This window comes from Chryseobacterium sp. T16E-39, from assembly GCF_002216065.1.
Taxonomy (GTDB): Bacteria; Bacteroidota; Bacteroidia; order Flavobacteriales; family Weeksellaceae; genus Chryseobacterium.
The window spans coordinates 3,727,433-3,742,456 of the sequence record NZ_CP022282.1 but is presented as its reverse complement, the minus strand read 5'-3'; the positions used below and the strand labels follow the sequence as shown (position 1 = coordinate 3,742,456).

Genomic DNA, 15,024 nt, shown 5'->3' with positions numbered 1-15,024 from the left:
GCTAAAATAATAAAAATTATGTCTCAAATTGCGATTAATACCTCACAAAATGTAAATATTAACTTCAACATTGCCAGTGTTGGAGAAAGAATGCTTGCATTTATTATAGATCTTTTGATTAAAGTCGCTTATGCAGTCATTACTTTCTATATATTTTTCAATTTTTTCGACTTGGGGTATTTATTAAATGGCTTGGATCAATGGTCTCAAATGGCTATTTACATTGCAATTACTTTTCCTATTTATATTTATCCTGTGGTTCTGGAGAGCTTAATGGAAGGGCAAACACCCGGGAAAAAAGTAATGAAAATACGGGTTGTAAAGATCGATGGATATCAGGCTAGTTTTGGAGACTATCTGATCCGCTGGGTATTCAGGATAATAGACACTTCTTTTGCCGGAGTTATTGGCTTAATTTCAATGATCGTTTCTAAAAACAATCAGCGTCTGGGAGATATTGCATCCGGCACAGCTGTAATTTCATTAAAAAACAATATTAATATTTCTCATACGATCCTTGAAAATATACAAGAAGACTATATTCCTTCTTTCCCTCAGGTTATTGCTTTAAGTGATAATGATATGAGGATCATCAAAGACAATTATACAAAAGCTCTGAGAGTAGACGACAGGCAGATCATCAGCAAACTTTCTGACAAAATCAAGAATATTTTAAAGCTTGAAATTGATCCTGTAAAAATGACCGAAAGACAATTCATTAATATCGTCATCAAAGATTACAATTACTACACGGGAAAAGATAGCTAGTAATCATATCAAAGTCCTTTTTACCTAAAAAAGACAGCTACCCTGTAAGTCGGTGCAGTTTTTGTACATATAATTAAAATTAAGCCATAATTATGAAATTTGAAAACAATAAATCCGGAAATGGTGGAGTTCTTACACTAAATAACGAACTTAAAGAAATCGGAAGACTGACTTATACTATTTTCCCAGAGGAAAGTAAATTTATCATTTCTTTCGTATTGGTTCATCCTGAATTCGAAGGAAGGGGAATGGGAAAATATCTGGTGGAGGAAGCCATAAAATTTGCCCGAGAAAACAATTGGAAGGTTTACCCGCATTGTTCTTATGCGAGATCTGTAATGACGAGAATGAATGATGTAGAAGATATCTTTTTAAAGAATTAAAACTTCATTCAAGAGTATATTTTCAATATCATCAGGATAGTCCACTTTTAGATGATGATCAGAAGCGACCCATTCCATTATTTCACCAAGTTTTAATACCTTAGAATTTGGAATCCCCATTTTATCCAAAGCACAGGCATTGCATTCCTGCTCGTATTGATTATGGATTGGGATGACAAATAATTTTTTATCTAAAAAAAGGGCTTCAGCCGGAGCCTCAAAACCTGCGTTACACAGAACTCCATCACAACTTTCAAAACTCTTCAGATACTCAGTTTCATCAATTGGAAAGACTTCTACATTCTTTATTTTGATCCTCACTTTGCTGTACTTCGAAAACACTTTCCATTGTACTGGAATCTGTTTTAAAATTTTGATGATATTTTCATCAGAAAAACTAGGTAAATAAACCAAATAAAATCCTTTCTTATCTGGATTAAGATTTCTAATCTTGTGTCTGATAACCGGTTTTTTTATTTGAGGGTGATAATTTTCAAAATGAAAACCAATCTTCCTTTCACTCGGAACGTAGTATTTTAGAATAAGCTCTCCCAGAAAGTCTCCTTTCTCAGGTTTTGGAGTTTCTGCAAAACTCATTGAAGCCTGATGACTAAGCTCAATCATCGGAAGCTTTTTCAATTTGCATGCCCAGCCTGTTAAAGGCTCATAGTCATTAATGATAAGATCATATTCCTTTAGTTCTAATTCATTAAGTGTTTTTATAGCGTGAACGAATTTATTTTGAGTAAACGTTTTTCGATAGGATAAACCGCCTGTTTTATTGTAAAGCAGGGAAATCCCTTTGTATTGAAAGTTAATGTCAAAATCAGCCTTTAATTGCGACTGGTGACCACTGATCAAAGTATCAACCGCGGCATATTTTTTAAGAATAGGAATAATTTCCTGGGCCCTGGCGAGATGTCCGTTTCCTGTGCCCTGAAATGCATATAAGATTTTCATTCAGAAAAATTAGTTACTATTTTCAAAAGTTCAGTAGTATCGAGGTCCTGAATTTCTTCTGTTTCATCATCCTGAAGTAAGTGCTTATGTTCATCATAATAAAAGATTTTCCATTCTTTATTATCATATTCCAAAGCTGATAGATTTTCTATCCAATCCCCTGAGTTCAAATAGGTACAAGAACCTTTTTTATTGACAACTGTACGGATCTGCGGCTGATGAATGTGGCCACAAATCACATAATCATAATGATTGTCTATTGCTAATTCAGAAGCTGTTAGTTCAAAGTCTCCAATATACTTTACTGCTTTTTTTACATTGTTTTTGATCTTTTTTGAAAATGAGTACTTTTCTTTACCCATTTTCTCCAGGATCCAATTCACAACATTATTGATCACAATGAGCATATCATATCCTTTTCCGCCAAGTTTTGCGATCCATTTAGAATGTTGGACAGAAGCATCAAATACATCACCGTGAAAAATCCATGTTTTCTTTTGATCGATATCAAGACAGATTTTGTTACAGACCTTAAGTTTACCTAATTCAAAATCAGTAAACTTTCTGAACATTTCGTCATGATTTCCGGTAATGTAATATACCTTAGTATTTTTAGTAGCGAAAGAGAGAATCTTTTTAATGACCTTCAAATGAGGTTTAGGGAAGTAAGACTTTTTAAATTGCCAGATATCGATAATATCACCGTTCAAAACGAGAGTTTTGGGTTGAATAGAATTCAGATATCTTAATAATTCTTTAGCCTTACATCCATAAGTTCCCAAATGCACATCCGAAATAACAACTAATTCAACGTTTCTTCTCATAGTTTTATGCAAAGAAACTAATTGAAAGTTAACTATATATGAATGTTATATTATTTTTTTACAAAGAGTTCATTAATTCTTCAGTAATTTCCATATTATGATAAACGTTTTGCACGTCATCATCTTCTTCAAAACGATCCAGCATCTTCATATTAGCTTTGAACTGCTCTTCTGTAACTTCTTTCGTATTGTTTGGAATTCTTTGAAGTTCTGCACTTTTAACTTCAATCTTAAGCTCATCTAATTTATGAGATAAAGAACCAAAATCTTCAAATGCAGTGGTAATCATTATTTCCTCATCATCTTTATCAATATCTTCTGCTCCTCCATCAATCATTTCCATTTCAAATTCATCCCAATCCATTTTTACCTGGGCCAGATCAATGTAAAAGATACCTTTTCTATCAAAGATAAATGCTAATTCTCCATTTTTTCCAAGGTTACCATCAAACTTATTGAAAACGGCTCTTACGTTAGCCACAGTTCTTGTTGTGTTGTTTGTAGTACACTCTACAAAAAATGCAACACCTCCCTGCCCATAACCTTCATAGGTAACTTCTTCATAGTTCTCTGCATCTGCACCACTTGCTTTTTTAATCGCTCTCTCCACATTATCCTTTGGCATGTTTGCCCCTTTCGCATTTTGGATGCATCTTCTCAAAGCCGGATTAGCTTCAGGATCTGTGCCTCCCGCTTTTACAGCCAATGCTATGTCTTTACCAATTTTAGAGAAAGTCTTGGCCATTTTATCCCAACGGGCCATTTTAGAAGCTTTTCTATATTCAAACGCTCTTCCCATTTTAATTTTTAAATTTTCAACAAAATTACTTAAAAGTCAACGAAAAAAAAATACCTCCAAAAAATTTGGAGGTATTAATTATTTAGAAAAATTAATTATTTTTTCTTTTTAGCTGTCGCTTTTTTAGCTGGAGCTTTTTTCTTAGCTGTTGCTTTTTTCTTAGCTGTTGCTTTCTTAACTGGAGCATCCGCGTAATCTTTCTTAGCGATTGTATTCCATTGAGCATCATCTTCGATAGCAGTTACAACTACTTTTCTATCAGCTTGTCTTTCAGCATCTGTTGCAGTTACTGGAACTGTAGCTTTAGCTTTACCAACACCTACTGATTTAAGTGAGTTAGAATCTACACCTCTTGCATCTAAAGCAGCAACTACAGAAGCAGCTCTTTCTCTAGATAACTTCAAGTTGTAAACTTCAGAACCTTTAGCATCTGTTCTACCTTCTAATAGATAGTGACCTCCATCTTTCTTGATGATTTCAGCTGCTGCATCTAACGCTGGTTTAGATTCTGCTTTGATAGTTGTTTTGTTGAAATCGAAATAAACGCTTTTCAATTTAGTTTCAACCTCATCAGCTGTAGCTTTTTTAGGCTTAGGACATCCGTTGTATTCTGGTAATCCAGGAACTGTAGGACAAGCATCATCTTTATCTAAGATTCCGTCTCCGTCAGTATCTGGCCAAGGACAACCGTTGTTTTCAGCTGGACCTGCTACTGTAGGACAAGCATCATCTTTGTCGATAACACCATCACCGTCAGTATCTGGCCAAGGACAACCGTTGTTTTCAACTGGTCCTGCTACATCTGGACATTGATCGTCTTTATCTGGAACTCCATCACCGTCAGTATCAGGACATCCTTGGAATTCTGGTAAACCTGGAGTATCAGGACAAAGATCATCTTTATCTAAGATACCATCCTTATCTCTATCTCTGTTACCAAATCTGAATAATAATGAAGCAGAAGCTTGCCAGAAGTTTGCTACGTTAGATTTATCACCAGGAGTTGATACGTAATCTCCTTGAATACCTAAACCGAAGTTTTTAGTTACCCAGAAGTTAGCACCTGCACCAGTTGAAACTGTAAAGAAGTTAGCTTTACCATTTTCGTTACCAGCATCTCCATTGCTTACCCACTCTCCGTTAACAGATTGTCTTGGGAAAGTTAATGCAGTATAATCGTGTCTTAAATAGTTAGCACCTACTCTTAAGTAAGGGTCAAACCAAGATTCTTCGTTCCATAAAAGACCCGCTGCTTTAGCTTGGAAACCAAGACCAGTCATTAACATGAACTCTTTCCCCATGTTGAATCTTTTGTTTTCAACATTACCTACAGAGGTTTGCCAGTCAATAACTAAACCTTTACCGATGTTTCTCGCAACAGTAAGTTTAGATAGTGGTGGAGTAATAGAGAAGTTGCTCACATTGAACATTGTCTTCGTTAAATTATTAGCAGAAAACGTGTTACTAAAATTACCACGTACTGCTTTATGGTTTTCCGCATGAGCACCAACTCCGATTAACCACGGATTATTGGTAGTCTGTGCGAAAACAGTAGAGGCAACAGTAAGCGCCAATGCTGAAATTCCTAATTTTAGATTTTTCATAGAATTAAATGATTAAATAATTGATATTGCAAAATAAATATAATTTTTCTTTATATACAAAGTTTTTTGAATGATTTTTAACTTTTCTTTAATATTCTGTCGAGGGTTCGTTTATTTTCTCTATCTTTTATCGCTTCCCTTTTATCGAAAAGCTTTTTCCCTCTTGCAAGGGCTATTAAGACCTTCGCTTTTCCTTTATCTGTTATATATAACTTTAAAGGAATAATTGTGTTCCCTGCATCTTTTAATTTTTTCTCGAATTTTTGTAATTCTTTTTTGTGCAAGAGCAATTTCCGTTCCCTTTTTGTTTTGTGATTGTAAAAAGTTCCTAATTTATACTCATCAATCATCATGTTGATGATGTATAATTCCCCATCAATAAACTGACAGAAGGATTCTGCGATGGATGCTTTAGATGAGCGTAAAGATTTTATTTCTGTACCCGTTAAAACCATTCCTGCTTCAACTTCTTCGACGATTTCGTATTCGAAACGGGCTCTTCTATTTAATATATTAACTGTTTTCTCGATCTTCATTATATTAAAATTTCATTAATGAAATATACAAAAATACCTTTCATTTAAAAACTTGACTATTACATTATTATAAATTACCCAAATTCTTTTCGTATTTTTGCGCCAAATTTACAAAACTATATGTTAACAGTATCTAACTTATCTTTACAATTCGGGAAGAGAGTTCTTTTTGACGAAGTAAACATCATGTTTGCTAAAGGGAATTGTTATGGGATTATCGGAGCAAATGGAGCAGGAAAATCTACATTCCTTAAAATATTAACAGGAAAACAGGACCCAACTACAGGAAGTGTATCATTAGAGCCTGGAAAAAGAATGTCAGTTTTAGAACAGGATCACTTTGCATACGATCAATATAATGTTCTGGAAACGGTACTAAGAGGTAACAAAAAGTTATTCGAGATAAAAGCGGAAATGGATGCACTGTACGCTAAGGAAGATTTCTCTGATGAAGATGGTATCAAAGCAGGAGAATTAGGTGTGGTTTATGATGAAATGGGGGGATGGAATTCAGAATCTGATGCACAGACCATGCTTTCTAACGTTGGAATTAAGGATGATATGCATTGGCAAATGATGGGTGAACTTGAGAACAAGGACAAAGTAAAAGTTCTTTTAGCTCAGGCACTTTTTGGTAATCCTGATGTACTTATTCTGGATGAGCCTACCAATGACCTTGACATTGACACCATTGCATGGTTAGAAAATTTCCTTGCGGACTACGAAAATACAGTAATTGTTGTTTCTCACGACCGTCACTTCTTAGACACAGTATGTACTCACATTGGGGATTTAGATTATGCAAAACTGAATCTTTACACAGGGAACTACTCTTTCTGGTACCAGGCATCTCAATTAGCAACTAGACAGAGAGCTCAGGCTAACAAAAAGGCTGAAGAAAAGAAGAAAGAACTTCAGGATTTCATCGCAAGATTTAGTTCAAACGTTGCAAAAGCTAAACAGGCAACTGCTAGAAAGAAAATGATCGACAAATTGAATATTGATGATATTAAACCATCATCAAGAAGATATCCTGCGATTATTTTTGAAATGGAAAGAGAAGCGGGAGATCAGATCTTAGATGTTAAAGGTCTTGAAAAAACAAAAGATGGAGAATTACTTTTCTCAAACATCGATCTAAACCTGAAAAAAGGGGATAAAGTCGCTGTACTTTCTAAAAACTCTTTAGCAATTACAGAATTTTTCGAAATTTTAGCTGGAAATATTGAAGCAGATAAAGGAGTTGTCGCTTGGGGAGTAACGACCAACCAATCTCACATGCCTTTAGATAATACTAACTTTTTCCAAGAGGATATTAATTTGGTTGACTGGTTAAGACAGTTTACTAAGAATGATGAGGAACGTCACGAAGAATTTATGAGAGGTTTCTTAGGAAGAATGTTATTCTCAGGAGACGAAGCATTGAAATCTTGTAAAGTACTTTCCGGAGGTGAAAAAATGAGATGTATGTTCAGCAGAATGATGCTTCAGAAGGCTAACATTTTATTACTTGACGAACCTACAAACCACTTGGATTTGGAGAGTATCACTACATTGAACAACTCTTTATCTAATTTCAAAGGAAATCTTTTATTAGCATCTCATGACCACGAAATGCTTCAAACTGTCTGTAACAGAATTATCGAATTAACTCCTAAAGGAATTATCGATAGAGAAATGAGCTACGACGAATATCTTGCTGATAAAAAAGTAAAAGAATTAAGAGAGAAAATGTATTAATCTCTTTATAAGAAATAAAATAAAAGTCCCATTCAAGATTATGAATGGGACTTTTTTATAAAGGGAATATGGAATTTAATTTTTAATTACTTTCTTTAACATCAATCCTTTATCTGTATATATTTTCATAAAATAAACTCCAGAACCGGCGCTACGGATCGTTATTTTTGTACTGTGGGAATCAACCCCCGTATGTTTTTGAAGTATCCTGCCCTGGCCATCATATACTTCAACAGAAATGATTTTAGAACCAGCTTCAATCGTCACATCTCCTTTAGTAGGAATCGGATAAACTTTCACCGAATCATCTTTTTTTACATCTACAACTTGCAGAACATTTTCAATTTGGGTCATTTCTTCATTTGTAACAATTGGGAAATTATAATCAAAATAGATATTCGCTTTATTCTCGACATGATCGCCAGGTATCAGATTATTTTTAGACATCACTTTCATGAGAACGTTTCCATGACCTCCATTTCCTAAATTAGCATTCTTCATCATAAATTCCACTTTGTTTCCGCTCACTTTTGTATAAACCTGATGGGATGAATTCTGGAGCTGCAAAGTTGAAATATCAAAATCATTAGGATCTATATCCATTTCTACAACGACATTGGCAGCAGGTGCTGTACCTGTATTTTCGAAATTGACGATATAATGAAGATAATTCCCAACCATTGACACAGGAATAGAATTCCCTTCAAGACAGATAATATCATTCGGATCAAAAGAATTCACCACGGTTTGTTTATAATTAAATACATTATCTAAGGGGTTAATGTCAGCGGCAACAGGATTTACCATAGCTGAAAAATTAAGAATATCCCCCGAATGTACCGGATATGTAGAATGTGTAGGTGGATTAATGGTAAATATGATTTCAGACGCTGTATTTCCAAATGGTTTTATATTTGAAAAATTGATTGTTATCTGATCTCCTGAAACTGAAGAAACCGGTAATGAAGAAGAAACATAATTCATTTTATGATGATCAAAAGTAAGAACAACACTTCCAGAAATAGTAGTATTACCCTTGTTCCTCCACATTAATCTATATTTCGAATTAAATCCCGGAACTGCAGCCGTTACAGGTGCTACGACAACTTCCAGATCATTTGAGTTACCAATCGCTTTGACACACATATCCTTCGTAAAAACATGATTGTTATTATCCGCAAAACTCGTACTAAAAGAGGCCGGGATAACCTGAAAAAGTGGTGAGTTTTCTGGCTCTCCAGTGATTGTAAAGTTTCCTGCCTGTGTATAAAAATTATAATTACCCAGATTATTAATAAAAGTATATCCTACATTGGTTCCATCATTTATTTTCAATTTCATGTGTTCAAAAAATTCATCATTGCTATCACAGCCATTATTATCCTCGTCAAATCGTACAGTTCCTGTAATCGTATTGTAATTTCCTCCCGGAGTAAAAGAACAGTATGCATTTACGTTGCATCCAACAATACCAGCCATTGTAACTTTATTTTGAACATACCCTATCTGGCTTGGGTCACAACATACATATTGGAGGCCTGGTAAATTATCAATTGTTAAATTTTCGTTACTGCCATTTTTTATAAATAGCATACTAAGGGGGTTATTACTACAGTTAATGTTTTGAAGAAGAATACTGCTTTCTGCATTGAGCCATGTCAGCTGGTTTGATTGACAATTCAGAGTTAAAAGATTAGTACACCCCAGAAGGTTCAGAGTTGCAAGCTGATTATTAAAAAGTACGGCATTATTGAGATTGGCAAGCCCATGAAGATCCAGGGAAGTCAACAAATTATTATGGCAAATAAGAAAATACAGGTTAGTATTTCCCTGAACATCCAATGCACTTATACTATTATTATCGCAATAGAAATATTCTAATTTGACTGCTCCCTGAAGGTTTACTGACGTTAACTGATTAAAAGAACAGGTAAGATTTTGAAGGCCAATCAATCCTTGAACACTAAGAGAGGTAAGATTATTATAACTACAATCAAAAATCATCAAACTGGTGCAGCCTGCAAGATTTAATGATGTTAATTGATTATACTCACAACTAAGATAAACAAGATTAGCCAATCCCTGCAGATTCATGGTACTAAGCTGATTATGTTTAACTCTTAAATCATTAAGATTAGTACATCCCTGCAGATTTAAGGACGTAATTTGATTGTATTCAAAATCCAAATATTCAAGGCTTGACATTCCAGAAAAATCTAATGTAGGTATCGGATTAAACTGACAATATATCTTTTTAAGATTAGTACAGCCTTGAACATCCAATGCAGTAAGCTGATTATTTGTACAGTCAAGATCTTGAAGATTTATTAGTCCCTGAATAGCTATTGAAGTCAGTAGATTATTTTTACAATCTAAATACTGAAGATTATTTAATCCCTGAAGATCTAATGAAACTAAAGAGTTGTTTCTACAGTACAAATTTTTAAGATTGGTAAAGCTGGAAATCCCCACTAAAGAAGAAATTCCTGAATAATCCACCAAAATATAACTTACTTGTTCAGCTTCTGATATTTGTATTTCTCCATCATTATTTGCATCGATTTTAAAATAATTACCCGATAAATCTTTAGCGGTAAAGTTACTTGAATCTGCACTCAGCAATTTTGTTTTAAAATTCCAGTCAGGAATTGTAACGATCTGCCCCTTACCAGCAAATGAAAGCAGCAGAAAGAATAATAATGAGAGTAGTTTTGTATTCATGGTTGTATTTTTTCTTATATCTTCAATAGTAAATATACTTGAACAAAGAACCCGATCATTGGACAAGTGAGAATTTGCGGGGTGTCATTTAGAATTTAAAGTTTATTTATCAATTCCTGCAATCGTTCTTTTTTTCTTTGAGATACAGGAAGTTGTGAACTATCAGACATCACTACAAACCCGCCGTCTTTTTTTATGTATGACTTTAATTCATTAAGATTGATAAGATGTGACTGATGGATACGCTCAAAACCATGATCCCTTAAAAGGTCTTCATATTCCTTCAAAGTCTTTGAAATAATAACTGTTTTATGGTTTTTGACATAGAATTTGGTATAATTATCTTCACTTTCACAGCGGATAATATCTTTGATATCAAATAGATGAATCCCTTCCGACGTAGAAAGTGCTATTTTCTTAAAACTTTCGGTTTTCTTACTTATGTTGTCCAGAAAAAGTTCAATGTGCTTATAGTTGTTATTTTTATTCTGTAAGTTCTTGATCTTAACAATAACATTCTTCAGCTCATCAGGATCCACAGGTTTCAGTAAAAAATCAAGCGCACTAAAGCGAAAAGCTTTAATGGCGAATTTTTCATGGGCAGTTATAAAAATAATATTCGAGGTGGGCTCATGTTTTTGATTCAGTTGTTCTAAGATGTCAAATCCGGTTCCATCATTCATTAAGATATCCAGAAATATAATTTCAGGTTTTATATTTTCGATCAATTTAATTCCGGATTCCACGCTTTCAGCTTCGCCTAAAACCATTATTTCAGGGGCATATAAACCGAGCATCGCTTTCATTCCTTCGCGTAGATTGGCATCGTCATCTATAATTACAGCACTAATCATAATTTTTAGTTTTTTATATATTGTAAAGGAAGCATCAGCAATACTTTTGTCCCTTCAGACTCTCCTTTTTCATTTTTTAATTCAAATATTTCCAGAGATACTTTTTTCTTTTCAAGTTCTTCAAGGGTTTCGAGCCTTTTCCTGGAGATCTCCAACGCCATGGATTTGTGTACACTTACAGAATTTTCCTTTAGTTTTTTAGAGGTTTCAATTCCCACTCCGTTATCTTCAATCTCGCAGATTAAAAACTCTTGATTCTGAGTGAAATTTATTTTGATCATCCCTTTTTCTTTTTGTGGAACGACTCCATGTATAACAGAATTTTCCACATAAGGCTGAAGCAAAAGCGAAGGCAAGGCTGTATCGTCTTCTATTAAGGGATCTTTATCAATGACAAAATCAAATTTCTGATTGAACCTCAGCTGTTCCAGTTCTAAATAATTTCTTAATGCCTCAATTTCTTTGTCAATTGCTACAGCAGATTCCTGTGAAAAGTCTAATGTCAATCTCATGAGTTTCGAAAACTTTGCTAAATATTTGATGGCATCTTCTTTATCATTTTGCATGATAAATGAAGAAATAGCAGCTAAACAATTAAATACAAAATGAGGATTCATCTGAAGATGTAAAGCTTTATGCTGGAATTCTGTCAGCTGTTTTTGAAGTAAATTTGTTTTTTCGCGTTCCTTATTCCGGTAAAAAAAGAATAATCCCGCCAGTACCGTAGCACTTATTAAAACAGCAAAAATCAATTTTACCTTCTCCCAATCAGCCTTTTCATTTTGTTCAATCTGCTTTTTTTCAAATTCAAAATTAAGCTCTGTTTTTAATCTTTCTTTGGCGTTTTCTATTTTGGAAAGTTTCTCTTTGGCTGTATTGTAGCTTTTGAGATGAATAAAAGCCTGTTCTTTATTTCCCTTTTTATCAAAAATATCGGAAAGTAACTTTTCTCCATTCATATTTGCTTCCGGCAGATCTAATTCTTTAGAAATTTCCAGACTTTTAGTAACAAAATCTAATGATCTATCCAGCTCCCCTTCTTCAAAATAGATCTTTGCTAAAAATAAATAAGTATTTGACAAAGCAAATTGATTTTCTACATCTTTACTGATTTTCACAGCATCAAACAGGTATTTTTCTGCTGTCTTCAGATCTTTTTTAGTAATATAATATTGAGAAATATTGTTATAAAGCTCTCCCATATCTCTCTTGTTAGGATTTTTTTGAAATTCTATTATACTTTCATCAAAAAATGCTTTTGCTTTTTTTAAATCCTTATTATTAAGATAAATCAATCCTATATTTGAGCATGAAACGGCTAAGGCAGGATCCTTAATGACTTTCTGGATATTATAGGCTTTAAGAAAATAATTTAATGCTTTCTCTCCATCATCAATGGAATTGTAGATCACTCCGATATTATTATAAATTTTGGCGAGTTGTACTCTGTTATTAATGCTTTCATAGAGTCTCATCGCTCTGAAATCATTTTCTAGCGCTTTTGCATAATTATTTTGCTCTGAGTATACGATCCCCTTACTTCCAAGCACTTTTGCCAAAATCCCTTTTACTGCTTTATCCTCCTGCTTTAAGCTTAGAAGAATATTTTCAGAAAGATTAAAATTTCCCAATGCCTTATCATAATTTCCAAGAATAATATGAGAGGTCCCTAAGTTTTGGAAAGCCTTTGCCTCCTCCTCTTTGTCATTATTTTTCCTTGCGGAAACCAATGCTTCTAGCGCATACTTTTGCATAATAACAGGATCTGAAGTCTTATAGGCATCTGAAATCATGTTAAGAAGTTCAGTCTTTTTGGAAGTATCTGTTTCTTGTTTAAAAATATGGATCAATGAATCTGCACGGAAATTTTGGGCAGTAATGAACATGGGCAGGATAAAAAAAAGAAGAAAGTATTTTTTTTCCATTTATAAAAATCAATTCGCCGTAAATTTAATTAATCTAACAAAAGATAAAGTGAGAAATGAGAGAATGATGATTATGAATTAGAATTTACTCTTTTGGAAAAAGAAAAATCCTTCCAAGTTAGTTGAAAGGATTTTGTATTTATTAAAAAATAGTTTGTAACAGTACTTATTTTGTAAGTTTTGCTGTTGGTAAAGTAACCGTTCCCGGGTCTTTCCATAAACCATCTTTTTCAGCTTTTTTCTTGATGTTCTGAGCTCTCTTTTCACTATCGGGATGAGAGTTGAACATTTTTTGAAAACCAGATTGGGTACTTCCCTCAGAAAGCAATGCCAGCTTTTTGAATGCAGTATACTCGGCAACAACATTGTATTTATTAGCTTTCATAAAATCATAGGAATAAGCATCTGCTTCAGATTCCTGTTTTTTACTGTGCGAAGCATCCAGAAATGCATTGGCCATCTTCCCTACTTGGCTGTCATTAAGGGTTGCTACTGTAGATGAAGCCGAAGAAGCAGCATCCAGTGCTGCAGCTTTTAAGTAGGCAGATTTAATAGCATCTTTTGTATCCTGATTTTTCACGTGACCGATCTCGTGTCCGATCACAGCCAGCAATTCATCATCGGTCATCACATCCATTAATGATGAGAATACCCTAACACTTCCATCAGCACAAGCAAAAGCATTAATATCCTTCACTTTATATACTTTGTAATTAAGGTTTAGACCATCCTGTGCTTTATGTTTACCAAAAAGTTTATTCAGTCTGATTGTATATGGATCTTTCGCGCCAGCTACCGGATTATTTTTGTCCATCCAGTCAACGGACTCTTTGGATAATTTCACAGCATCTTCGTTAGTAAACGTTAGTGCCTTAGCTCCCTTAGAAGCTACATCTGTAATTTTTCCGAGGCTAATCTTCTGTCCCTGAAATGTATGTATTGCTCCAATAAAGCATACACATAAAATAATTTTTTTCATATTAATTATATTTTGGTTTAGGCAGCGAATATATCATTTTTTTAACAAAAAAAATCCTTTTCCAGAAAATTTGGAAAAGGACTCACACCTAATATTAAAAAATCACATTAGACAATAAAAAGAGAGGCAATTGATGTTGCATCACTACCACTTAAAACTTCATCGTAAGCTGCAGATCCTGCTGCTGCTCCAAATGCAGTTGCGGTATTATATCCAGCCTGAGTGGTAACATCTTCGCCCGCATAAACAGGATTAGTGGCAGCAGGCATATTTCCTCCGTTTGCTAATTCAATCCATCCTTTATTAGCTCTCATTCTCCTTACCTGAGAAGCATGTCTTGCTTCTACGGAGTGAATTTGCAAGGCTGCCTGTAATACCACTTTATTGGACATCACGTTTCCAGCTTGTCCTTTATATGCTCTTACGCCTGTATCTTCAAAAGCCTGGGCAAGAACCAAAAATTGACTATAATCTGAAAAAGGAGCAAAATTACCTCCTGCAGTAAAGTCGAAATTTGGCATTGCTCCTGGTGTAACTCCTAAAGATGTCAATGTACTTTTTAAGAAACCCACATGAGCAGATTCATGTTTAGAGATCTGCATAAAAACTGTACGGTCTGCATTAGGAATCAAACCTGCAGTACCAAGCCCAATGCTATAATATTCATTTTCAAGGTATTCCAAAGTTAACGCCAATTGCAATGCTTCAGTTAAGGCTGTTTTAAAAAAACTTCCGGGAACAGCAGTAGTGTGTGTTTCTGCTTTTACCGGAGTTGCCATGGCGACACCTAAGCCGAGAGGAACAGCTGCAACCGCTGCTTTTTTTCCAAATGCCGAAATATTTGTAATCGTTTCTAATCGCGAAGTTTCTGTTGTAAAGAATTTATCATCAGAAAATTTATCTAGTAATTTAAGAATGTTCATAATAATAC

General features: G+C 34.3%; 13 protein-coding genes. 3 read left to right on the top strand and 10 right to left on the bottom strand.

The annotated features are described in order from the left end of the window. Positions 1-18 precede the first annotated feature (18 nt). The gene (locus CEY12_RS16995; protein WP_089028816.1) at positions 19-768 is read left to right on the top strand and encodes an RDD family protein; all 750 of its coding nucleotides are present in this window, start codon (positions 19-21) and stop codon (positions 766-768) included. A gap of 92 nt (positions 769-860) precedes the next feature. After that, positions 861-1,151 (top strand): GNAT family N-acetyltransferase, encoded by a 291-nt coding sequence (locus CEY12_RS16990; RefSeq protein ID WP_089028815.1) that lies wholly within the window; start codon positions 861-863, stop codon positions 1,149-1,151. On the opposite strand, the gene CEY12_RS16985 is transcribed toward CEY12_RS16990, so the two are convergent. The 5 genes from CEY12_RS16985 to smpB all read right to left on the bottom strand — a co-directional run bounded on the left by CEY12_RS16985 (position 1,140) and on the right by smpB (position 5,874). Then, a complete protein-coding gene (locus tag CEY12_RS16985) occupies positions 1,140-2,111 on the bottom strand; it encodes a glycosyltransferase family protein (RefSeq protein WP_089028814.1) in 972 nt (323 codons plus the stop codon). The genes CEY12_RS16990 and CEY12_RS16985 overlap by 12 nt on opposite strands. Continuing rightward, the gene (locus CEY12_RS16980) at positions 2,108-2,935 is read right to left on the bottom strand and encodes a UDP-2,3-diacylglucosamine diphosphatase (RefSeq protein ID WP_089028813.1); all 828 of its coding nucleotides are present in this window, start codon (positions 2,933-2,935) and stop codon (positions 2,108-2,110) included. The genes CEY12_RS16985 and CEY12_RS16980 overlap by 4 nt, the downstream gene beginning before the upstream one ends. A 58-nt stretch (positions 2,936-2,993) precedes the next feature. Continuing rightward, positions 2,994-3,734, bottom strand: coding sequence for a YebC/PmpR family DNA-binding transcriptional regulator (locus tag CEY12_RS16975; RefSeq protein WP_089028812.1), 741 nt, complete (start codon positions 3,732-3,734; stop codon positions 2,994-2,996). A 95-nt stretch (positions 3,735-3,829) separates the two neighbouring features. Continuing rightward, positions 3,830-5,338: an OmpA family protein gene (locus CEY12_RS16970; RefSeq protein WP_089028811.1), complete on the bottom strand. Its 1,509-nt coding sequence runs from the start codon at positions 5,336-5,338 to the stop codon at positions 3,830-3,832. A 77-nt stretch (positions 5,339-5,415) separates the two neighbouring features. Then, entirely contained in the window at positions 5,416-5,874 is a 459-nt protein-coding gene (gene smpB / locus CEY12_RS16965; RefSeq protein WP_089028810.1) for an SsrA-binding protein SmpB, read from the bottom strand. 120 nt (positions 5,875-5,994) lie between these two features. On the opposite strand from smpB, the gene CEY12_RS16960 reads away from it, so the two are divergent. Continuing rightward, positions 5,995-7,614, top strand: coding sequence for an ABC-F family ATP-binding cassette domain-containing protein (locus CEY12_RS16960; RefSeq protein ID WP_089028809.1), 1,620 nt, complete (start codon positions 5,995-5,997; stop codon positions 7,612-7,614). Positions 7,615-7,689: 75 nt separating this feature from the next. Here the strand turns inward: CEY12_RS16960 and CEY12_RS16955 are convergent, their stop codons facing one another. From CEY12_RS16955 to CEY12_RS16935, 5 genes are all read right to left on the bottom strand, one after another. Next, on the bottom strand, positions 7,690-10,335 hold the full coding sequence (locus CEY12_RS16955) for a T9SS type A sorting domain-containing protein (RefSeq protein ID WP_089028808.1): 2,646 nt from the start codon (positions 10,333-10,335) through the stop codon (positions 7,690-7,692). Between the two features lie 95 nt (positions 10,336-10,430). Continuing rightward, positions 10,431-11,189 carry a LytR/AlgR family response regulator transcription factor gene (locus tag CEY12_RS16950; protein WP_089028807.1) on the bottom strand — a complete coding sequence of 253 codons (759 nt, stop codon included), beginning with the start codon at positions 11,187-11,189 and terminating at the stop codon, positions 10,431-10,433. Between the two features lie 5 nt (positions 11,190-11,194). After that, on the bottom strand, positions 11,195-13,114 hold the full coding sequence (locus CEY12_RS16945) for a tetratricopeptide repeat protein (protein WP_089028806.1): 1,920 nt from the start codon (positions 13,112-13,114) through the stop codon (positions 11,195-11,197). Positions 13,115-13,280: 166 nt separating this feature from the next. Next, positions 13,281-14,093: a M48 family metallopeptidase gene (locus CEY12_RS16940; RefSeq protein WP_089028805.1), complete on the bottom strand. Its 813-nt coding sequence runs from the start codon at positions 14,091-14,093 to the stop codon at positions 13,281-13,283. A gap of 107 nt (positions 14,094-14,200) precedes the next feature. Further along, positions 14,201-15,016, bottom strand: coding sequence for a ferritin-like domain-containing protein (locus CEY12_RS16935; RefSeq protein ID WP_089028804.1), 816 nt, complete (start codon positions 15,014-15,016; stop codon positions 14,201-14,203). Positions 15,017-15,024: the final 8 nt, after the last annotated feature.